Raw genomic sequence first — 19658 nt, forward strand, 5'->3', positions numbered from 1 at the left:
TGGTGTCTCTCAAAGGAAACGCCTTGGCACTAGTAATACTGCGCCCTGCGTCTCCTGAGCAAAAGTCGTCATTTAGGGGGACAGCAGGCGGACCGTCGACGGGATAAACACACCCACATGCCCCCCATTCGGGGGAAGTAGTGACGTCTCACACCCGATACGCGAGCATTTCGGGGGACGGACGGGGGTCGTTGGGGTGCACGCCGGGTCAGGCGCTGTGGCGGTTCCACTGCCCGGCGCCGACGCGGAGCGGCGCCCGCAGGGGCCGCTGGCTCTCGGCCCAGGCGCTCGACGCCCGAGGCAGACGCCGGGCCGAGCTCTCGTCGCGCGCGGCGGCCTCGAGAGCCGCCAGCACGGCGGTTACCGCGGCCAGCTCTTCTGGAGAGGGGTTGCCGGATACGACCTGGATCGTAGGATCCTGCGGTCCGTCTGCCAGCGAATCGTTCACAGCGGGATGTTCCCGTGCTTCTTAGTCGGCTGAGAAGCCCGCTTGGTGCGCAGCGCCCGAAGCGCCTTGATCACTGCGGTTCGGGTCGACGACGGCTCGATGATGCCGTCGAGCTCGCCGCGCTCGGCCGCGAGGAACGGCGACGCCACGTTGTACGTGTAGTCGTTCGCAAGCTTCGTGCGCACGGCAGAGACGTCTTCGCCGGCCTCGGTCGCCCGCTTGATCTCGGAGCGGTAGAGGATGTTGACGGCGCCCTGACCGCCCATGACGGCGATCTCGGCGGTGGGCCAGGCGAGGTTGATGTCGGCGCCGAGCTGCTTCGAGCCCATGACGATGTACGCCCCGCCGTACGCCTTGCGCGTGATGACGGTGACGAGGGGCACGGTCGCCTCCGCGTAGGCGTAGAGGAGCTTGGCGCCGCGGCGGATGATGCCGGTCCACTCCTGGTCGGTGCCCGGCAGGAACCCGGGGGTGTCGACGAGGGTGAGGATCGGGATCGAGAATGCGTCGCAGAACCGCACGAAGCGGGCCGCCTTCTCACCGGCGTCGATGTTGAGCGTGCCGGCCATGACGTTCGGCTGGTTGGCGATGATGCCGACGGAGCGACCTTCGACGCGGCCCAGGCCGACGACGATGTTCGGGGCGAATAGCGGCTGGACTTCGAGGAACTCGCCGTCGTCGACGACGTGCGCGATGACCGTGAGGATGTCGTACGGCTGGTTCGCTGAGTCGGGGATCAGGGTGTCGAGTGCGGCGTCGGCATCGGTCGTCTCCATTTCGGGAGCGACCTCGTAGACCGGGGGGTCGGTGAGGTTGTTGTCGGGCAGGAAGCCGAGCAGCGTCGCCACGTAGTCGAGCGCGTCGTCTTCGTCGGCGGCGAGGTAGTGCGAGACGCCCGAGATCGTGTTGTGAGTGAGGGCGCCGCCGAGCTCTTCGAAGCCGACGTCTTCTCCGGTGACGGTCTTGATCACGTCGGGGCCGGTGACGAACATCTGGCTGGTCTTGTCGACCATGACGACGAAGTCGGTGAGAGCGGGGGAGTACACGGCACCACCCGCGGCCGGGCCCATGATGATCGAGATCTGCGGGATCACGCCGGAGGCGGCCGTGTTGAGCTTGAAGATCTCGCCGTACTTGCCGAGAGCGACCACGCCCTCCTGGATGCGGGCTCCGCCGGAGTCGAGGATGCCGATGATCGGCACGCCGGTCTTGAGGGCGAGCTCCATCACCTTGATGATCTTCTCGCCGGCGACCTCGCCGAGAGAGCCGCCGAAGGTCGTGAAGTCTTGGGAGTAGATCGCCACCTGACGGCCGTTGATCGTGCCGGTGCCGGTGACGACCGAGTCGCCGTAGGGCCGCTTCGCATCCATGCCGAAGGCCGTGGTGCGGTGCCGCACGAACTCGTCGAGCTCGACGAACGAGCCGGAGTCGAGGAGCCCGTCGATGCGCTCGCGGGCGGTCTTCTTACCGCGGGCGTGCTGTTTCTCGATCGCGGTCTCTTCGGGCGCCGTCACTGCCTCGTGGAAGCGCTTCTTGAGATCGGCGACCTTGCCGGCGGTGGTGGCGTGGTTGGTCTGCGGGGTCTCTGGGGTCACGGCGACAACTCTATCTTCCAGTCGCGACCCGGGCCGGAGCGCCGGGCCCGCACACCCGGAGCTCCCGGTGCATGCGCCCCGGAGCGTCCTCTTCCAGGTGGTGCTGAGAGGATTTGCCCTATGAGCGACTCTGAGCAGTTCCCGATCACGAGCGGGCTGGTATCCGAATTCGACTACCGCCAGACGACCGGGTCGACCAACGTCGACCTCGTCGAGGTGGCATCCGAGCGGGGTGACTTCGCGGTCGTCGCGTCGCTCGACCAGACCGCCGGGCGCGGCCGGCTCGATCGTCAGTGGTCGTCGCCCGCGGGCGAGTCGCTCGCCGCGAGCGTGCTGCTGCGCACCCGCACCGCGGCGGGCCATCCCCTTCCGATCGACTCGTGGGGGTGGTACCCGCTGATCGGTGGGGCCGCCCTGCGGCAGGCGGTCGCCGACCTGCTCCCCGAGGCTCACGTCACCCTGAAATGGCCGAACGACGTGCAGGTATCGGGGCGCAAGATCTCCGGGATCCTGGCCGACCTCGTCACGGTCGACGGTGTGCCCGACTCGGTCGTGCTCGGCACTGGCATCAACCTGACCATTCCCACCGACCGCCTGCCGACCCCGACGTCGACGTCGCTCGTCGTGGAGGGGGCGAACGGCAGCGCTCTGCACCTCGCCGACGCGGTGTTCGGCGCCTACCTCATCCATCTCCGGCGTCTCGTCGGGCTGCTCGCCAAAGGAGAGCCCGACGGCATCGAGGCAGTGCGGCAGGAGGTCACCGCGGCCTGCGACACTCTCGGGCGTCACGTTCGGGTCGAACTGCCCGACGGGATCCTTCTCGAGGGCGTCGCCGAGGGGCTCGACGGGGCAGGCCGCCTCGTCGTCCTCTCGAATGATTCTCACGATCCTCTGACCATCGCCGCCGGAGACGTGACCCACCTGCGGTATGAATGACGCATGACCTCCCCTGACCAGCGCCTGGCCGAGCCGTTCGGCGAGCCCGCGCGTGAAGAGGTCATAGCGAGGCTCCGCCCGCACGCTCGCGTGCTGTTCTGGCCATCGCTCGCTCTCATCGTCGTGTCGGGGCTCGGCGGGTGGTTCAACGGTCGGCTGCCGGAGCGCTGGCAGAACGACGCCGTGCTGATCGCGGCGCTCGCGCTCATCCTGCTTCTGTTCGTCATCCCTCTACTCGCCTGGCTCGGTCGGCACTACACGATCACGACGAGGCGCATCATCATCCGGCGCGGGCTCTTCGTGCGCACCCGCCAAGAGTTGATGCACACCCGCGGCTACGACCTCACGGTTCGCAAGAACAGCGCGCAGAGCCTGTTCGGATCGGGGGATGTGTTGATCAACTCGGGGCTCGACCGGCCCGTCGTGCTCTGGGACGTCCCCACGGCCGATCTCGTGCAGTCGACCCTGCACGATCTAATGGAAGAAAACATCTCGGCGGTGGCGAGGCTGCGGCAGCAAGAGCAGTCGCACGCGCCCGACGGATCGACCCTGTGGAACGGCGACGAGCGTCACGGCTGACTTCCGTTAGGGTCGTGCACGTGAAGATCTCAGTCATCGGTTGCGGTTATCTCGGGGCAGTCCACGCGGCCTGCATGGCCGAGCTCGGTCACGACGTCGTCGGCATCGACGTCGACGAACACAAAGTCGCCGAGCTCCAAGCCGGTCGGGCCCCGTTCTTCGAGCCGGGCCTTCCTGAAGTCCTCGGCCGGGCACTCGCCTCCGGGCGCCTGCGGTTCACTACCGACATGTCGGCCGCCGCCGAGGCGACTGTCCACTTCGTCGCCGTCGGCACGCCGCAGACCAAGGGCAGCTACAACGCCGACCTCACCTACGTCAACGCCGCCGTCGACGGTCTGCTGCCGTTCCTTTCGGCGGGCGACCTGGTGGTCGGCAAATCGACGGTGCCGGTCGGAACGGCCGCTCGTCTCGCAGCGGTAGTCGAGGCTGCAGCCGTCGAGGCTGCGGGTGCTCCCGAGGGCGAACGGTCCAACGCGACTCTCGCCTGGAACCCCGAGTTCTTGCGCGAAGGCTTCGCCGTGCAAGACACCGTCGCCCCCGACCGCTTCGTCTACGGCGTGCCCGCGGGCGAGGCGGGCGAGAAGGCCACCGCCGTGCTCGACGAGGTCTATGCCACGGCGCTCGCCACCGGCACCCCGCGCATCGTCACCGACTATGCGACGGCCGAGCTGGTCAAGGTGTCGGCGAACGCGTTCCTCGCGACCAAGATCTCGTTCATCAACGCCATGGCCGAGGTGGCCGAGGCCACCGGTGCCGACGTCACGCAGCTCGCCGACGCGATCGGCCACGATGCCCGCATCGGCCGCAAGTTCTTGAACGCGGGGCTCGGCTTCGGTGGTGGCTGCCTGCCCAAAGACATCCGGGCCTTCCGCGCGCGCGGAGACGAGCTCGGTCTGCACGACACCCTGTCGTTCCTCGGCGAGGTCGATGCGATCAACCTGCGCCGTCGTGAGCGCGTCGTGACGCTGACTCGCGAGCTCGTCGGCGACCTCGCCGGCGCCAGAATCGGCGTGCTCGGGCTCGCGTTCAAGCCGAACTCCGACGACGTGCGCGACTCGCCGGCCCTCGACGTGGTGAAGAAGCTCGTCGACGCCGGCGCCATCGTCACGGCGTACGACCCCGAGGCGAACGACACCGCCCTCCGCAGCCTCCCGACGCTGACGGTCGCCCCGACCGCCGCCGAGGCCATCGCCAGTGTCGACGCGGTGCTCGTGCTGACCGAGTGGACCGAGTTCCGCGAGCTCGATCCGAGCGTCGTCGCCGCGGCCGTGGCCAAGAAGAACGTGGTCGACGGCCGCAACTGCCTCGACCCCGTCGCCTGGCGCGCGGCCGGTTTCGAGGTCCGTGGCCTGGGGCGCCCCTGATGGCGCTCCGCGTCGGAGTGATCGGCGGAGGCCAGCTGGCGCGCATGATGGTGCCACCGGCCGTGCACCTGGGCGTCGAGATCTCGGTTCTCGCCGAGACCGAGGGGTCGAGCGCCCGCCTTGCGGCGACGCAGGTCCGCGACTACCACGACGTCGAGACCGTGCTGGCGTTCGCCCGCGGTGTCGATGCGATCACGTTCGATCACGAGCACGTGCCGCAGACCGTTCTGCGCGCTCTCGTCGATGCCGGCGTCGAGGTCCATCCGTCGCCCGAAGCCCTCTTCGTCGCCCAAGACAAACTCGTCATGCGCGAGCGGCTGAGCGCCCTCGGCCTTCCTGTACCCGACTGGGCGCGACTCGAGACCGCTGCCGACCTCGATGCCTTCCTTGCCCAGCACGGCAGTCGCGTGGTCGTCAAGACGGCTCGCGGCGGCTACGACGGCAAGGGCGTCCGCGTCGTATCGTCGTCGCACGAGGTCGCCGACTGGTTCGACGGTCTCTCCGACCCCGCGACCGGCGGGGCACTCCTCGCCGAAGAGCTCGTCGATTTCCGCCGTGAGCTCGCGCAGTCGGTGGCGCGGCGTCCGAGCGGCGAGATCGTCGCCTGGCCCGTGGTCGAGTCGATCCAGCGTGACGGCGTCTGCGCCGAGGTGCTCGCGCCAGCACCCCGGTCGGCCGGTCGCATCGCCGAAATCGCCGAAGACATCGCCCGGAGAGTGGCGACCGAGCTCGGAGTGACAGGCGTTCTCGCTGTCGAATTGTTCGAGACGAACGACGACCGGATCCTGATCAATGAGCTTGCGATGCGTCCGCACAACACCGGCCACTGGTCGATCGACGGGTCGACGACGAGCCAGTTCGAGCAGCACCTCCGTGCGGTGCTCGACCTGCCGCTCGGCGACACCGGCACCCACGCCGCCTGGAGCGTCATGGTCAATGTGCTCGGCGGGCCGTCCGACGGCACGATGGCCGACCGGTTGCCAGCGCTGATGGCCGATCAGCCGGGCGCGAAGGTGCACGACTACGGCAAAGAGCCCCGGCCGGGCCGCAAGGTGGGGCACGTCACCGTACTGGGCGACGACCTCGACGATGTGGTGTACCGGGCCCGGGCTGCAGCGGAGTTCTTCGCGGGCTGAGGCGCGATTTCGGCTAGACCCTCACGAACGGCGTGAACACCCCGCCTAGGGCGAGGGTGTGTGCCGGCCGTGCGGGTGTGAGCCGGTGGGGCGGGTCTGTGCCGATCGTGCGGGTCTGCGATCCTGGCTAGGCTCATAGAGTGACCGACACCAGCTCTGCACCCACCGCCAACTCCGCCGCACCGCTCGTCGCCCTCGTCATGGGCTCCGACTCCGATTGGGCGACGATGAAGTCGGCGGCCGACATCCTGACCGAGTTCGGCATCGCGCACGAGGTCGAGGTCGTCTCCGCTCATCGCACGCCCGACAAGATGATCGCGTTCGGCAAAGCGGCGGCTGGCCGGGGTATCCGCGTCATCATCGCCGGTGCAGGTGGGGCCGCGCACCTGCCCGGAATGCTCGCGTCGGTGACCACGTTGCCCGTGATCGGCGTGCCCGTTGCACTCGCCAAGCTCGACGGACTCGATTCGCTGCTGTCGATCGTGCAGATGCCCGCCGGCATTCCGGTTGCCACGGTGTCGATCGGTGGGGCGGCGAACGCCGGGCTGCTGGCCGCACGGATCCTCGGGTCGTCCGACCCGGCCGTCTCAGCACGCCTCGCCGACTACGCGAGCAGTCTCGCCGAGCTCGTCGAGGAGAAGAACGCGAAGCTCAAGCTCTCGCTGTAAGCGACAGCGACAGCGAAAGCGACAGCAACCGCACTAGCGACAGCGGTACGCGGCAATCCCGCACACCGTCTACAGGTCGGCGTGGAGCTGCCAGACCTTCTCGGCCGAGTCGCGCCAGCTGAAGGCACGTGCGCGGTCGAGCCCGGCCACTCCGAGTCGGGTTGCCAGCTCGAGGTCGTTGACCACCTGGAACATCGCCTGAGCGAGTCGCTCCGGGTAGCCAGCAGCGTCGTCGCGGGGCACGGTGATGCCGGCCCCCGCCGCGACCTCGACGAGCGCGGGAGCGTCGGAGTGCACCACGGGGGTGCCGAAGCTGAAGGCCTCGATCACCGGCAGGCCAAAGCCCTCGGCGACCGACGGGAACACGAAGACGCTGGCGCGTTGCAAGAGCACCGACAGGGCTTCGTCAGAGACCCGGCCGAGGATCCGCACGCGCCCCTGGGGCAGACCGAGCCGGGCAACCACATCATCGATGTGCACGTCGCCCCAGCCCTCGGGGCCGACGATCAGCAGCGGCACATCGGGCGCGTCGGGGTGAGCCATCGCCTGAAGGAGAGGCTCGAGGCCCTTGCGGGGTTCGAGGGTGCCGACGCTGAGCACGTAGCGTTCGGGCAGGTCGAGCTCGTCGGCGATGCGGGCGGCGATCGCCTCGTCGGGGGCATCGAGTTCGGTCGACACGGCGCCGCCGATCACTCGGATCCGGTCACCGAAGGGGAAGATCTCGTTGAGCTCGGCGGCGACGGCGTGCGTCGGCACGACGACCGCGTCGGCGAACCGGTAGGCGCGCTTGGTCATCGCTCGATGCCAGCGGACGCCCTGGGCGGTGAGGGTCGACGGGTGGGTCCACGGCACGGTGTCGTGGATCGTCACGGCGGTCTGGGTCGCCGCGTCGAGCGAGCGATCGTGCTTGTAGAGCGGGGTCATCAGGCTGGTGCCGTGCACCATGCCGCGGCCCGGAAGGCCGATCACGCCGGTCTGCCAGGCGACCGAGAGCTCGCGGCGGCCGAGCACCGAACGGTAGAGACCGGCCAGCCCGGGAAGCTTGTCTTCGAGGCGGTCGTACTCCTCCTGCGGGTGAGCGGCGACGACGCCCTCGACGTCGCAGCCCCGCGGGGCGACCTGGATCAGCTGGCGCGTGAGCTCTTCGGTGTAGCGGCCGATGCCGCCGGGAACCGGGGCGAGGATCTGATCGACCACGACGCGAAGTGTCAGCATGCTTCGATCACTCCTCCGCAGGTACGCGCAGTCGAAGCGCAGTCGGTCGGGAAGACAGTATCAGTGTCCGGGGTCACCGCCTGAGAGACCGCCCGGACGGCGAGGCAGCGGGCCGTCACCGGTTGAGAACGCCCCTCAGGAACCGCGACGCTCGCGGCGACTTGGCGCCGATCCACAGCGCGAGACGTCGTCCGCGCGAGGGCCGGAGCGGGTAGCCGAGGATCCCGGAGGCGAGCCCCGCATCGACGAGCCACGTCCAGCGCAGCCGGAGGTGCGCGGGGTCGATCTCGCGCTCCGCCACCTCGATCACGGCTCGAGCGGCCGCCTCGTTGTCGTCGATCACGATCCACCGGTCGGCGAACCGTTGCGCGATGCGCTCGACCGCTTCGATGCGGTGGTAGTCGACCCGCTGCGACCAGGTGCTGTTCCGGGCCGGGCCGTCATCGATCAGGATCCAGCGGGGCGCGAGTTCATTGAGCCGTACGAGGCGCGCCAGATCGTAGATCGGGCCGAGCGCCAGGGCGACGTCGTACAGCGAGTCGACGCGGCTCTGCGCGGTGATGAGGGCGGACGGCACGAGCTCCCGCGCCTGCGCCAGCACCTCTTTCGGCGTGATGAGCGTCACGACGACCCCGCGCCCGAGGCGGTGCACGAAGTCTTCGATGTCGCGGAGAACGGCGTCGGTGCTCTCTTGCACGAGGTCGATGGCCAACCGGATCACGTCGTCACCGCGGTCGAACGCGTCGGCGAAGGTGTCGACGGGGTCGCGACCGCGCTGGTAGAAGTAGCCGAGCGCGCCGACGTAGAAGGGGTAGCGCTCGATGAGCAGCTTCTCGTGCCCGAACCGCAGGCGCGGTCCGCGGTCGCCTGAAAAGCTAGTCGATCCCGTGTGGAACACGAGGGCACGATTGGCGAGAACCGAGGCGTAACCGCGCTGGTTCACGCGAAGGCAGAAGTCGTTCTCCTCGCCGTAGCCGGGCGCGAAGGCTTCGTCGAAGAGACCGTACCGGTCGATGAGATCGCGGCGGATGAGGAAGCAGAAGCCCATCGCGACCGGAGCGATCGTATAGCGGGGGAGCAGGTCGACGACCGCGGCGTGCACCCGAGCCGAGTGGTCGATCGTGCGGGGCTGGCGCGGCAGCCGTCGGCGGTCGGGGATCGATGCCAGCGTGGCGTTGTTGCTCCGGGCGGTGATCACACCGTGGGAGGGCGAGAGGGCGAGCACCTCGGCCATCTCGTCGAGGAATCCCGCCGTGACGATCGTGTCGCTGTTGAGCAGCAGCACGTCGTTGCCGGTGGTGTCGTACTCGAGCACGACGCGGTTGCAGTTGCCGACGAAGCCGAGGTTCACCTCATTGCTGAGGTAGGTCACTTCGGGGTGGCTCTTGATGAGCCGGAGCGCCAGCGCCTCGACCTCGTCGTGCCGCGGCCCGCGGTCATTGCTCAGGATGATCCGGTCGAAATCGAGATCGACGTGATCGAGCACCGACTCGACGCACTGCTGGATCCCCTTGAGGTCGTCGTACAGCGGCACGACGACGGTGACCGGCCTGCGTGTTCCCCCCACGGCGCTCATCGCCCGGTGATCCTTCGAGCGACGACCCGCGGACTCCGAAGGACCCGCCCGATCAGGCCGCTCCGCGTGACCAGACGGTGCTTAACGAGGCCGGCGAAAGCACGGGCCGACGTGCCGCCGATCGACGAGTAGGCGGCAGGGAGCTCGAACCAGTAGCGGGCAATAGCGGGGAGCCGGTAGGCGGGTGCCCCGGCGAGCGATTCGAGGCGGTCGATGGCGGCGTCGAGGCCGGTGTCGCCGGATCCTACGTGTTTGATGCTCTGACGCGCCGCCTCACCGTGCGCTCGGATCGACTCCGGCGTCGTGGCGTAGCTCTCAAGGGCGTCCGCGAGCCCCGTGGTCGATTCGAGGTCGAACAGCTGGCCGTTGACGCCCGGCTGGATCAACTCGGCGCTGCCGCCGGTATTCGAGGCGACGACGGGCTTGCCGAGGGTGAGGTATTCGAGGGTTGTGCGGCCGAACGCCTCGATGGTGGAGGCGGTGAGGCACACGTCGGCCCGGGCCACGAAGGCGAAGGGGTTGTCCTGTTCGCCGGCGAAGACGACGCGGTCGTCGACACCGAGCGCGCGGGCGCGGTCGCGGAGCTCGAGGTCGTAGCCGGGGTGCTTCCACGACCCGACCAAGCAGAGCGACGCCGACACGCCGCGTCGCACCAGCTCGCCGAGAGCGTCGATGGCCCGGAACTGACCCTTGCTCTCTTCGACGCGACCGACGAGAACGAGGCGGAGACCCGGATCCTTCTGGGGGAACGGCTCCACCGCCGGCGTCTCGCCCGCGAGAGCGGCGAGCTTCTCGGCGTCGACGCTCGGATAGACGACGGAGAGAAGCGCAGGATCCATGTGGCCGGCCAGGTGCGCCTCGACGGCTCGCGAGTTCGTGAACACCGCCTCCGACAGCAGCCCGATGTCGCTGAGAGTGGCGTCGCGCCCCTCCTGAAACTGCAGACCGTGGTCGAGATCGCCGTACTCGCGCACGAACCAGGCGTGGGGAATGCCGAGGGTCTTCGCCGCGAAGGCGGCCCAGGGCGCGACGATCGTGTTCGTGACGACGAGGTCGGGCTTGGCCTTCTCCATCTCGCGGATCATCGCGGTGACGGCTGCATAGTCGGCGGTCGCGAACGACGCGACCTCGGCAGCGGGCGCCGGCTGATCGCTCGGCAGAGCCCAGCCCCGGAACCGGTAGGCGGTGAAGGGGAGATTCTTGGCGCGCAGAGCCTTGATGAACTGGCCCTCGGGCGCCTTCGTCAGAAAGTGCGGTTCGAGATCGGGGCGGCGTGACTGCCAGTGCTCGACGAGATGGAGGAGCGAGCGTTCGGCCCCGCCCAGGTTCACAGGCGCAGTGCTGTGATTGCTGAAGAAGACTCGCACTGCGTCAGGCTACTCGGTGTCTGTGCTTTATCATGAATCGGTAAGGACACAATGGCCCCCGGGTGAACTCGAAACCGCCAGGGGGTGAGATCCAAGGCTCGGCCGGATGTCGCGACGTCAAAGTCGCTACGGGGGGCAGTCTTGACAAGCTTCGACCTCAACGGGGTCGGCATCCGGAGCCACTAAGACCTATGACCTATTTGAACGACCTCATCTCGTCGCGCGAACTTCTCGTCAACCTGACGGCGCGTGAGGTAAAGGGTAAATATCGGCGCACTGTCTTCGGGCAGCTGTGGTCGTTGATCAACCCCCTGGCGACGATGGTGATCTACACGATCGTCTACTCCTTCATCTTCAAGGCCCGAATCGAAGTCGGTAACCCGAGCGGCCTCAACGTCTACCCGTTGTGGCTCATGTGCGGTCTACTGCCCTGGATGTTCTTCCGCCACGTTCTCAACGCGGGGATGACGTCGATCGTCTCGAACGGCTCGCTGATCAAGAAGGTCTACTTCCCCCGGATGAACCTGCCGCTCGCCGCGGTCGGCTCGTTCGGCTTCACGTTCCTCATCGAGATGGGCGTGCTCCTCATCGCGCTCGCGGCGTTCGGTTCGTTCATCTGGCCCTGGTTGCCGCTGGTGGCCGTCTCGATCGTGCTTCTCGCGATGTTCGCCACCGGTCTCGGCCTCATGCTGGCCATCGTCAACGTGCACTTCCGCGACATGCAGCACCTCGTCAGCATCGCGCTGCAGATGTGGATGTATCTGACGCCCATCATCTATCCGCTGACCCTGGTCGAAGAGGCCGCCCAGAAGGTCAACAAGCCGTGGATTCTCGACCTCTACAAGGTCAACCCCATGGAGCGGTTCACCACGGTGTTCCGCAACTTCCTGTACGACAACACCTGGCCTGACTGGACAGACATGCTCTATATCGTGGTGGCCGCGTTCGCGTCGCTCGCTCTTGGTTACTTCATCTTCTCGCGCAACGAGAAGCGTCTGGCGGAACTGCTGTGAGCGACGCTGCTGTCACCGTCGAGCATGTGTCCAAAAAGTTCCGGATGTACCAGGAGCGCAACGACTCGCTGAAGAGCGCGGTGATGAACCGGAAGAAGTCGGTGCACGAAGACTTCTGGGCGCTCAAAGACGTTTCGTTCGAGGTGCCCCACGGTCAGACCTTCGGCCTGATCGGCAAGAACGGGTCGGGCAAGTCGACCCTTCTCAAGTGCCTCGCCAAGATCCTCTGGCCTGAGTCGGGCGAGATCACCGCCCGCGGCAAGCAGGCGTCGCTGCTCGAAGTCGGCTCGGGATTCCACCCCGAGCTCACGGGCCGCGAGAACGTCTTCTTGAACGGCTCCATCCTCGGCATGTCGCGCAAAGAGGTGACACGCAAGTTCGACGACATCGTCTCGTTCTCGGGCGTCGGGCACTTCATCGACCAGCCCGTCAAGAACTATTCATCGGGCATGTATGTGCGCCTGGGCTTCTCCGTCGCCATCGCCGTGACACCCGACATCCTTGTCGTCGACGAGGTCCTGTCGGTCGGAGACGCGACGTTCCAGAAGCGCTGCCGAGACAAGTTCGCCGAGATGAAGGCCGATGGCCGCACGGTCATCCTTGTGTCGCACTCGATGGGCACCGTTCGCGACATGTGCGATCAGGTGGCGTGGCTCGACCGCGGAGAACTCCAGGTCGTAGGGCCCGCCAAGCGCGTCATCGACGCCTACACCTCGACCGTTTGACCCGGGGAGGGCTTCGTGCTCGCTCCTGGACGCTAAGGAGATTCGTGTGACCGAGTCGAAGAATTCCGGGGAGCCGACGCTCGCCCTGGTCGTTGCTTTCGGGGGACCGGACGAAGACGTCTCTGCGTTCCTGGCCTCTCTCGTCGACTCGGATGTGGCGGCCGGCGAGACCGAGTTCGTCTTCGTCGGAACCACGTCGGCCGACTCCACCTGGCCGATCGTCGAGGAGTGGGCTCGCACGCGACGCACACCGGTCGGGCTCTATCGCGTCGACTCCGAGTCGGCCAGCGAGGCTCGCAACCTCGGCCTGGAGCGAACGACGGCGACGTGGGTCTCTTTCCCGTCTCCCCGCGATGTGCTGGGCGAGGGCTACCTGGCTGCCGTCCACAAATTCGTCACCGTTCACGACGACCCGTCGCTCGGCTTGGTCACGGCGCACGTGCTGGAGAACGTCGACGGCACGGTCGTCGACAGCCACCCGTCCCGCGCTCGCTACGAGCGAGGCTCGCGAGTAGCCGACCTGCGGTGGGAGCCGGTGGTGAACATGTCGGTCACGGCCGCGTTCTTCCGCCGAGCCGCGCTGGTCAGTGGCGGCAACGCGTTCGACACGCGCGTGGGTGACTCGTTCGTCGAAGCCGAGTTCGCCGCCCGGTTCCTGGCAACCCACGGCTTCCGTCGAGTCGGGCTCATGGCCTCGGCCAAGTACATCGCCCGGCAGTTCACCGACGCGTCACCGCTGATCCAGAATCGCTATGCCGAGCGCAGGGCGTACACGGACACCCTGCGGTACGGGCACCTGGCACTCCTCACCGATTTCGACGCCCTGACCGAGCGGTGGCTCGAAAACGTCGTGCTTCACGATCTCGCGGGCTACTTTCGGCGAGAGCGTTTCATCCGATCACCCACGGCGCAAGCGTCGCCCGCCGATTTCGACGAGTTCCATGCACTCGCCGGGGAGATCCTGCGTCGCCTCGGCGACGACGCCATCCGCTCCTACTCGCTGGAACGCCTCGACGTCAGCGTTCGCCAGGCTCTCCGTAGCGGGTATGCCGACGAACCGCTGAAGCCCGACGTGGCTGTCTTGGGCCGTGTCGACGAGATCCTCCAGCTGGTCGAGCTCTCGTGGTGGTTCACGGGTGAGATGCCGGCCGAGGCGTTCCTCGTGGATGGCGAGCAGGCACAACCGGTCTTCGAGACGATTCAAGACTTCGAGTTCTTCGGCCGCACGCTCGTCCGATCTCGACGCGTCTGGCTTCCGCGAGGCCAAGCCACTCGCGTGTTCCTCGATGGCAGACCCGTCCCCGTCGGACGCAGTCGAAACCTCGTGCCGGGTGAGATCCTCACCAGCGCCAGCATCGAGCCCCAGATCCTCGCTCAGCGGCGTCGCCTGGTCGACCCTCTCGCCATCTCGGAACGCGCGGCGCCCCACCTCAAGCGGGTCGTGAAAGAGCGAGTCAGCGGCGCACGGGACTGGGTCACCTCGCGTCAGCCGAAGGCCGCGGCCGTCTCGCTCGCGATCCGCTCCCGACGTTCTCGAGAGCGATTCGCGCACGCCTGGGTTTTCATGGACCGAGACACGGATGCGAACGACAACGGCGAACACATGTACCGCCATGTGTGGAAGAACCACCCCGAGGTCAACTCGTGGTTCGTCCTCAGGCGCGACTCCAAAGACTGGGCACGGCTCGAGGCCGAGGGATTCCGCCTCGTGGACTACGGATCGTTCGAGTGGCGTCTGCTCATCCTGCAGGCCGATCACCTCGCGTCGTCGCACATCGCCGACTACGTCGTGAAGCCGTTACCGCAGTCGGTCTTCGGTGCCCCCCGCTTCTACTTCACCTTTCTCCAGCACGGAGTCATCAACTACGACCTCTCTCGCTGGCTGAACTCCAAGAGGCCCGACCTGTTCGTGGTGTCGACCCCGCAGGAGAAGGCGGCCATTGGGGGCCACGGCCCGTATTTCTTCACCCAGAAAGAGGTGGTCCTCACCGGACTACCTCGCTTCGACTCGCTTCTGCGGAAGCGCGCCTCGCTGTCGGACGACGAGAGGGATCTCATCGTCATCATGCCGACGTGGCGGCAGTATCTCGTCGGCCCGCCCATCCCCGGTTCTGGCCGCTGGGCGCGTAACCCCGACTTCGCCGCGAGCACGTTCGCGAAGAAGTACACCGAGCTGCTGACGTCGAAAAGGATCCGCGACCTCGCCGCTCGCACCGGCAAGAAGATCGCTTTCATGCCGCATCCGCTCCTCGGCGAATATCTCGACGAGTTCGTGCTTCCGAGCGACGTCGTCGTGCTCGACTTCGCCGTCGACGGCGTGCAGGATGTTCTCGCGCGGGCGGCGGCGTTCGTCACCGACTACTCATCCCTCGGCTTCGAGGCGGGCCTTCTCGACATCCCTCTGGTCTACTTCCACTTCGACTTCTCGCAGTTCTTCAGCGGGTCGCACAGTGGGCGCCAGGGGTACTTCAACTACGAGCGGGACGGCTTCGGCCCCGTCGTCGAGACGGTCGACGGCATGTATTCGGCCCTGTCTGGCATCGCCGACCGGCAGTACCGATCGGAAGACACCTACGTCGCACGCACTGCCGCGACTTTCCCCGTGCGCGACGGACAGTCCGCGGAGCGCGTCCTCGGAGCGATGAAGGCTCTTGAGGGAAGCCCGCGCATCGTCGAGCCCACTGTCTGAGAAGACGATCTGGCCGGCGCCGGTCGAGCGACGTGACTCCGTCGCATCGACCGGCCGCCGGCTGATGACTCGAGCCTGACTACTGGGCCAGGGTCGCCGAGGGCTCGTGCTCGGGCTCGGCGGCGCCTGCCTTGTCTTCGAGCACGATCCGGTCCAGATCGGCCATGAAGTCGGTGAAGAACGGCCGTCCGAAGTGCCACGGGGTTCGGCCGTAGGGGTGCTCCGCGTCGCCGTAGTACGACTTGTCTCTGTTGTCGATCGTCAGAGGCGCGAATTTCTCCTGGATGTAGCTGTACAGCTCGTCGTACTTGCCGTTTTCCTGGAGCAGACGGCGGTACAGGTTGTCACGAGACGTGTCACCGTGCGACTTGATGAAGTTGAGGTCGACACCGCCCTCGCGGTAGTACGAGGTGTAGTGGAACGCATGCATGACAATGCGCGTGTGCGGAAGATGCTCCTTCGTCCAGGCGAAGAAGGCGTCGAGTGCATCCTTCAAAATCTGCATGTACGCCGCGGTGTCACCCATCATGTGCAGGGTCGTGAAACCCTTGCCGGCTGTGAAGTAATCCGTCTTGCGGAAGCCGTTCGAATTGTTGGTGATGTACGAGTCGAGAAGCTGCGCGATTCCGTAGCGAACGTCGGCGTAGAGATCAAAGACGAGGTAGTCGGGCTTCAGAGCCTCGATTTCAGCCCGGTCCGTTTTTTCGAGGTCACGAGTCATCGTGCTGGTGTTGTTCTCGTTCATTCTCGCGCTCGGCACTATCGCCCGTGCCATTGCGGGGACGACGGGAGCGGACATGAAGCTGACGAGACTGGTCTGCCACGAGAGGGCTCCCACCTCGTAGGAGTCCTTGTATTCCGGGTTGTTGCGGGTGATGAAAGCTTCGCGCGTTACGCACGAGCCGATTATCGCGAGTGTGCTCTTGGTCACTTCGGGCCTTTCGTCTTTACAGCTCTGTTCAATCCTGCTCGGAAGAGTCGTCTTCCGGATCCTCTGTCATGTGCCAGTAGCTCGACTTTTCGACGGTCGAGGCGTCCGGTTTGTAGAACGGTTTCGAGAGCGAGAGGTGCGCTCGCTCCCACGCCACGTTGCGGCGGATCACTTTTGCCGGTGTTCCCACGGCCACACAGTTGTTGGGGAGCGCGCGAGTCACTAGCGAGCCGTATCCGATAACGGTGCCGTCACCGATCGAGGCACCGCCGAGGACTGCGGCTCCCATACCCAGCCAGACGTGGTTGCCGATGGAGATCGATCGAGACACGTTGACACGATCACCGGTCTCGACGTCGAAGATCGCGTGGCCGTCGTCGGCTCGAATCTGATTCGAGCTGGCGAGCATGACGTCGTTGCCGATCGTCACGCTCGTGCCCTCGGTGGCGCTGATTACGCAGGTGTTGGTCGACGAGACGTTGTCGCCGATGGTGACCGTTGAATCCTGTCCGATACGGATCGTCGCGTTGAGGGGAGGTGCACCCTGGCCCGCTCCGATGGTGAGTGACCCGTTGTCGCAGTCCATATCGACGACGAATCGGCCCAGCCGGGCCGTCGAGTCGATCGCGATTCGGTTGTTCTCTCCGCGAATCGTGATTTTGACTTCGCGCGCGTGCTCGCCGGCGTACTCGATCCGATTGCCGCGGTCGTCTTCGAACGCTTTCAGTTCCCGAATGATCACGGTTCGAGCCTACCTATCTCTCCGCACATTGCGGCATCGCGGCCGACGGTGTCACCGAGGGCCGCGCTGGTCGAGCTCGAGCATCCGATCGACGACACGACCCGCGTTGTTGCCATCTCGGAAGACCAGCTGGGTGGTCATCCGGGTCTCGTACAGGGGTGAAGGGTCGCCCGATCCGCTGTCGACCGAGGTCGCGGCATCCACGACCTGGTCGACCGTCGTCGCGACCGGCCCGAAGCCGTCGTCGAGATACGAGAAGTACCCGCGACGGGCATGGCTGCCGTCGAAGAAGGCGTCAGCATCGAAGTGGAAGTAGATCATCGGAATGGAGAGGAGAGCTGCATCGAAAGCGAGAGACGAGTAGTCGGTCACGAACACGGCTGTCCGTGCCAGGACGTCTTGGATGTCGCTCGTCGCATAGTCGAGGACTGTCACGTCGGGGCCGAGGCCGAACGAGTCAAGATACGGCCGGATGTTGGGATGAGGCATGAACGCGAGTTCGAGCCCCCGGCTTTGGAGCTCGCTTTTGAGGCGGGGGTCGCCGAGGAGCTCGGCATAGTGGGTGGCGTAGCTGCTCGATGAGAAGTCCTCCAACCGAGAGCGCTCGTTCGAGCCCTCACGCTGCTCGCCGAGGAGGTCTTTGCGCCATGTCGGAGCGACGAGAAAGAGACGTCGGTCGTTGGGCGGGACGGCACTTCTCTTGGCCAGAAGAGCGTCGTGTCGAGGCAACCCCGTCAGGCGCACCTCGCGCGAGGAGAACCGGTACGGGCCGTGGCCGGCGATCGCCGCGTGCTCGGCGGGAGTGGTCACCACGAAGAGATCGGGATTCTTCGTGTTCAGCCAGCGCGACATGTCGTAGTTGATCACGCCGTGCTGGAGGAACGTGAAGCGGTAGTGCGGACGCCCGTACCGTCGTTCGTCGAGGGGATCGACGACATAGCTGTCGATGTGGGACGACGCGAGGTGATCAGCCCGCAGCAGCAGGATCCGCCAGTCGTCGGACTGGTACTCCACGAGGCGGAAGCCCTCGGCGGCCAGTCGAGACCAATCCCGTGAATCGCGCCTCAAGACGAACCAGGCGTTGATCTCGGGGTGCTCTTGGCGAACGTACCGGTACAGATGCTCCGCATTGTCACCCGCGTCGGTATCCCTGTCCATGAAGACCCACGCGTGGTCGTACAGGGCTCGCCGTTTCGACGAGCGTGCCTCGAGCGCCAACCGGTGGTCCTGCATCGACGCTCGAGAGAGCGTCTGTCGAACCGATCGCGCGACCCCACGCACCGTCGACGACAGGTGCCTCGAGATCGTGGTCTCCAGGTCGACAAATGGTTCCACACCGACGGGTCGCTGCCGGAGGATGGCGGGTCGGAGCCGGGCTTCGGTGAGGACGGATTCGGGGGCGAGATCGTCGTCGGCCTGGAAGTCGAGAAAGCGTCCGGCGACGGCGAGCCGGAGCCCGCCGCCCCGGGCGACCCAGAGCACCCGCTTGCGTAGCAGCACGCGGCCGTAGAACGTGAAGTCCTGCACCGTCTCGTGCTCGGCGACTATCTCTGCTCCGTCGGCCGAGATCCGCTCGTGCGGCAGCTCTCCGACGAACCAGTAGCTGAGACAGATCAGCTGCGTTGTTTCGTCGACGGGGCCGAAGACGACGTGGTGGGGGTGCTCGAGCCAGCCCGTGTAGCCGGCCAGGAGCGCCCGTCGATAGAGGTCGTCGACGCCCATCACGGCGAAGGAGGCGATGGACTCCGCGCTGAGGCGCTGCACGATCTCTCGCATCAGCCCGTGGAATTCGTCGAACACCTCCGGGGGAGCGGCGGCGCTCCGGGAGGAGGTGTCTTGCTCGTTACGGAGATACCAGAAGAGGTCGTAGAGAACCATGTTCTCCAGCCACCGGGGAATCGGACCCTGCTTGGCCGCCTCGGTCAGGAGTTCCAGGTGACCGTGCCGCAGAACGCTCGTGTACTTCTCCGGCTTGTCGAAGTGCGTCTGCATGAGCGAAGTGCCGTCGTTGCGGGTGCGGTAGTGGTATTTCGCCGATGCCGCGAGGCCCACCTTGGGCGACGTCGACGCCAGGAGGTACCTCGCGACGAAGTGCGCGTCCTCGAAGACCGGTTTGATGCGGAGATCGAACGCGATCCCGTTCTCGTCGAGAACGTGTCGGAGAAAGAAGGCGGAGTTGACGCTCATCTGGACGAGGGGTTCGCGCCGGATGTCGACCACTCGCGAGCCACGGCTGAATTTCAAGCGGAGGCTGTGGCTGTCGGTGAGCCGGCCGGAATCGTCCATTCGCAGCTGGTGGGCGACGACCAGAGCGAGATCGCCGTCATCGTGCGCGGCGAGCATCTTCGCTATCTCGGCGAGATAGGTGTCGCCCAACTCGTCGTCCGCGTCGACGAAGGTGACCCAGCGACCGGTCGCGACCGCGAGGCCCGCATTACGGGCGGCCGACACCCACGCATTCACCTGCTCGACCACGATGCGAGATCCGCCTGGCCTCTCGGCCCACCGCGTCACGATCGCCAGGCTGTCGTCGGTCGAGCCGTCGTCGACGAAGACGACCTGCACGGAGGCGATGTCCACGGTCTGCCGTGAGAGCGACGAGAGCAGACGAGGAAGGTATCTCGCGACGTTGTAGACCGGCACGATGATGGTCATGCCCGAGGGAGGTGCGGTG

The 19658-nt window shown here is 66.4% G+C and carries 16 protein-coding genes; 8 read left to right on the plus strand and 8 right to left on the minus strand.

From position 1 onward, the window contains the following. Nucleotides 1-208: 208 nt before the first annotated feature. Together EDF39_RS08400 and EDF39_RS08405 are read right to left on the minus strand one after the other, a co-directional pair. On the minus strand, nt 209-448 hold the full coding sequence (locus tag EDF39_RS08400; RefSeq protein ID WP_199726162.1) for an acyl-CoA carboxylase epsilon subunit: 240 nt from the start codon (nt 446-448) through the stop codon (nt 209-211). Then, a complete protein-coding gene (locus tag EDF39_RS08405) occupies nt 445-2043 on the minus strand; it encodes an acyl-CoA carboxylase subunit beta (RefSeq protein ID WP_123942052.1) in 1599 nt (532 codons plus the stop codon). The genes EDF39_RS08400 and EDF39_RS08405 overlap by 4 nt, the downstream gene beginning before the upstream one ends. Before the next feature lie 120 nt (nt 2044-2163). Between EDF39_RS08405 and EDF39_RS08410 the strand changes: the two genes are divergently transcribed. The 5 genes from EDF39_RS08410 to purE all read left to right on the plus strand — a co-directional run bounded on the left by EDF39_RS08410 (nt 2164) and on the right by purE (nt 6726). Further along, the gene (locus EDF39_RS08410) at nt 2164-2979 is read left to right on the plus strand and encodes a biotin--[acetyl-CoA-carboxylase] ligase (RefSeq protein ID WP_123942054.1); all 816 of its coding nucleotides are present in this window, start codon (nt 2164-2166) and stop codon (nt 2977-2979) included. Between the two features lie 3 nt (nt 2980-2982). Continuing rightward, a complete protein-coding gene (locus EDF39_RS08415; protein ID WP_233573017.1) occupies nt 2983-3558 on the plus strand; it encodes a PH domain-containing protein in 576 nt (191 codons plus the stop codon). A 20-nt stretch (nt 3559-3578) separates the two neighbouring features. Further along, nucleotides 3579-4922, plus strand: coding sequence for a UDP-glucose/GDP-mannose dehydrogenase family protein (locus EDF39_RS08420; RefSeq protein WP_123942056.1), 1344 nt, complete (start codon nt 3579-3581; stop codon nt 4920-4922). Next, nucleotides 4922-6058 carry a 5-(carboxyamino)imidazole ribonucleotide synthase gene (locus tag EDF39_RS08425; protein ID WP_123942058.1) on the plus strand — a complete coding sequence of 379 codons (1137 nt, stop codon included), beginning with the start codon at nt 4922-4924 and terminating at the stop codon, nt 6056-6058. The genes EDF39_RS08420 and EDF39_RS08425 overlap by 1 nt, the downstream gene beginning before the upstream one ends. A gap of 200 nt (nt 6059-6258) precedes the next feature. Beyond that, a complete protein-coding gene (gene purE / locus EDF39_RS08430; protein ID WP_123942404.1) occupies nt 6259-6726 on the plus strand; it encodes a 5-(carboxyamino)imidazole ribonucleotide mutase in 468 nt (155 codons plus the stop codon). A 69-nt stretch (nt 6727-6795) separates the two neighbouring features. Here the strand turns inward: purE and EDF39_RS08435 are convergent, their stop codons facing one another. The 3 genes from EDF39_RS08435 to EDF39_RS08445 form a co-directional block, all read right to left on the minus strand. Next, nucleotides 6796-7941, minus strand: a complete 1146-nt coding sequence (locus tag EDF39_RS08435; RefSeq protein WP_123942060.1) for a glycosyltransferase family 1 protein — start codon at nt 7939-7941, stop codon at nt 6796-6798. Between the two features lie 115 nt (nt 7942-8056). Continuing rightward, nucleotides 8057-9517, minus strand: coding sequence for a glycosyltransferase family 2 protein (locus EDF39_RS08440; protein WP_123942062.1), 1461 nt, complete (start codon nt 9515-9517; stop codon nt 8057-8059). After that, complete coding sequence (locus EDF39_RS08445) at nt 9514-10884, minus strand: glycosyltransferase (protein ID WP_123942064.1); 1371 nt, start codon at nt 10882-10884, stop codon at nt 9514-9516. Before EDF39_RS08445 ends, EDF39_RS08440 begins: the two co-directional genes overlap by 4 nt. Before the next feature lie 191 nt (nt 10885-11075). Between EDF39_RS08445 and EDF39_RS08450 the strand changes: the two genes are divergently transcribed. The 3 genes from EDF39_RS08450 to EDF39_RS08460 are packed head-to-tail and all read left to right on the plus strand — an operon-like array spanning nt 11076 to nt 15311. Continuing rightward, the gene (locus tag EDF39_RS08450; protein WP_123942066.1) at nt 11076-11897 is read left to right on the plus strand and encodes an ABC transporter permease; all 822 of its coding nucleotides are present in this window, start codon (nt 11076-11078) and stop codon (nt 11895-11897) included. Continuing rightward, nucleotides 11894-12622: an ABC transporter ATP-binding protein gene (locus EDF39_RS08455; RefSeq protein WP_194603219.1), complete on the plus strand. Its 729-nt coding sequence runs from the start codon at nt 11894-11896 to the stop codon at nt 12620-12622. The genes EDF39_RS08450 and EDF39_RS08455 overlap by 4 nt, the downstream gene beginning before the upstream one ends. A 46-nt stretch (nt 12623-12668) precedes the next feature. Next, a complete protein-coding gene (locus tag EDF39_RS08460; RefSeq protein WP_123942068.1) occupies nt 12669-15311 on the plus strand; it encodes a CDP-glycerol glycerophosphotransferase family protein in 2643 nt (880 codons plus the stop codon). A 79-nt stretch (nt 15312-15390) separates the two neighbouring features. Here the strand turns inward: EDF39_RS08460 and EDF39_RS08465 are convergent, their stop codons facing one another. From EDF39_RS08465 to EDF39_RS08475, 3 genes are read right to left on the minus strand one after another with little or no spacing between them, the layout of a single operon-like run. Then, nucleotides 15391-16242, minus strand: coding sequence for a DUF6270 domain-containing protein (locus EDF39_RS08465; RefSeq protein WP_123942070.1), 852 nt, complete (start codon nt 16240-16242; stop codon nt 15391-15393). A 28-nt stretch (nt 16243-16270) separates the two neighbouring features. Further along, on the minus strand, nt 16271-16984 hold the full coding sequence (locus EDF39_RS08470) for an acyltransferase (RefSeq protein ID WP_123942072.1): 714 nt from the start codon (nt 16982-16984) through the stop codon (nt 16271-16273). A 51-nt stretch (nt 16985-17035) separates the two neighbouring features. Next, on the minus strand, nt 17036-19639 hold the full coding sequence (locus EDF39_RS08475) for a CDP-glycerol glycerophosphotransferase family protein (protein ID WP_123942074.1): 2604 nt from the start codon (nt 19637-19639) through the stop codon (nt 17036-17038). Between the last annotated feature and the right edge of the window lie 19 nt (nt 19640-19658).

The sequence above is a fragment of the Frondihabitans sp. PhB161 genome (assembly GCF_003814635.1).
Taxonomy (GTDB): Bacteria; Actinomycetota; Actinomycetes; order Actinomycetales; family Microbacteriaceae; genus Frondihabitans.

Excerpts from the sequence above, each read along its gene's own strand:
- EDF39_RS08415 (WP_233573017.1), top strand. The coding sequence starts at position 2,983 with ATGACCTCCCCTGACCAGCGCCTGGCCGAGCCGTTCGGCGAGCCCGCG.
- EDF39_RS08475 (WP_123942074.1), bottom strand. The coding sequence starts at position 19,639 with ATGACCATCATCGTGCCGGTCTACAACGTCGCGAGATACCTTCCTCGT.
- EDF39_RS08435 (WP_123942060.1), bottom strand. The coding sequence starts at position 7,941 with ATGCTGACACTTCGCGTCGTGGTCGATCAGATCCTCGCCCCGGTTCCC.
- EDF39_RS08450 (WP_123942066.1), top strand. The coding sequence starts at position 11,076 with ATGACCTATTTGAACGACCTCATCTCGTCGCGCGAACTTCTCGTCAAC.
- EDF39_RS08440 (WP_123942062.1), bottom strand. The coding sequence starts at position 9,517 with ATGAGCGCCGTGGGGGGAACACGCAGGCCGGTCACCGTCGTCGTGCCG.
- purE (WP_123942404.1), top strand. The coding sequence starts at position 6,259 with ATGGGCTCCGACTCCGATTGGGCGACGATGAAGTCGGCGGCCGACATC.
- EDF39_RS08410 (WP_123942054.1), top strand. The coding sequence starts at position 2,164 with ATGAGCGACTCTGAGCAGTTCCCGATCACGAGCGGGCTGGTATCCGAA.
- EDF39_RS08425 (WP_123942058.1), top strand. The coding sequence starts at position 4,922 with ATGGCGCTCCGCGTCGGAGTGATCGGCGGAGGCCAGCTGGCGCGCATG.